Here is a 1,318-nt window from a genome sequence, read left to right on the forward strand (position 1 = left end):
CCCCAGGGGTATAAGGTGGCGTCATGAACGAGCACACCTCTGCTGAACACGCCGGTCACACGGCCGCCGATCAGCACCACCACGGCCAGGTTGAGCACCACGAGGCGGTGCTCGATCACACCGGACACCACCACCCCGATTCCTCTGCCGGACAACGCCATAACGGTTCCGGCGACCACGCCGGCCACGACAGTCACAGTGGTCACGGCGGTCACGGGCACGGCGGGCATGGTGACCATGTGGGCCAGTTCCGGCAGTTGTTCTGGATCATGCTCGTCCTCGCGGTGCCGGTCGTCGCGTTCTCACCGATGTTTGCCATGCTCATCGGCTATCAGCTGCCCGATACCGTCGTGGTGCAATGGATTTCCCCGGTACTGGGCACGGTGATGTTCGCCTGGGGCGGGCGTCCGTTCCTGTCGGGGGCCGTGAGCGAGGTGCGCTCGCGCACACCGGGCATGATGTTGCTGATCGCTCTGGCGATCACGGTGGCCTTCGTCGCCTCGTGGGGAGCCAGTCTCGAGGTTGTGCACCATGAACTGGACTTCTGGTGGGAACTGGCCCTGCTGATTGTCATCATGCTGCTGGGGCATTGGATCGAGATGCGGTCGCTGGCCCAGACGACCTCGGCGCTGGACTCGTTGGCGGCACTGCTGCCTGATGAGGCCGAACGCGTCGACGGTGAACAGATCAGCATTGTGGCCCCGGCGCAGTTGCAGGTCGGGGATGTGGTGATCGTGCGCCCTGGTGCCAGCGTTCCCGCCGACGGCCTGGTCATCGACGGAACCGCCGAGGTCGACGAATCAATGGTGACCGGTGAATCGCGCACCGTCCGCCGTGGCGGGGGTGATCCGGTCGTCGCTGGAACGGTGGCCACCGATTCCGGTTTGCGCGTGCAAGTCACCGCGACCGGTGAGAACACCGCGCTGGCCGGTATCCAGCGGCTGGTCACCGACGCCCAGAATTCGTCGTCACGTGCGCAACGCCTCGCCGATTCCGCGGCCGCGCTGCTGTTTTGGTTCGCACTGACCGCTGCGGTTATCACCGCGATCGTGTGGACGGTGATCGGTCAACCCGATGACGCGGTCATCCGCACGATCACCGTGCTGGTCATCGCCTGCCCGCACGCGCTCGGCCTGGCTATACCGCTGGTGGTCGCCATCGCCACCGAACGCGCTGCCCGCGGGGGGGTGTTGATCAAAGACCGCCTCGCCCTGGAAGCTATGCGCACCGTGGACGCAGTGCTGTTCGACAAGACCGGAACCCTCACCAAGGGGGAACCGACTGTGATCGCCGTCGAGCCCGCCCCTGGTAGCGACGC

General features: G+C 65.8%; 2 protein-coding genes. One reads left to right on the forward strand and one right to left on the reverse strand.

The features are described 5' to 3' along the window. Nucleotides 1-239, reverse strand: a 239-nt coding sequence (locus tag BJF87_RS27025) for a hypothetical protein (RefSeq protein ID WP_262339119.1), incomplete at its 3' end; no start/stop codon positions are given. Between the two features lie 30 nt (nt 240-269). On the opposite strand from BJF87_RS27025, the gene BJF87_RS22760 reads away from it, so the two are divergent. Beyond that, a partial coding sequence (locus BJF87_RS22760; protein WP_262339120.1) for an HAD-IC family P-type ATPase occupies nt 270-1,318 on the forward strand: 1,049 nt, incomplete at its 3' end.

This window comes from Gordonia sp. CNJ-863 (genome assembly GCF_001942325.1).
GTDB classification, from domain to species: domain Bacteria; phylum Actinomycetota; class Actinomycetes; order Mycobacteriales; family Mycobacteriaceae; genus Gordonia; species Gordonia alkanivorans.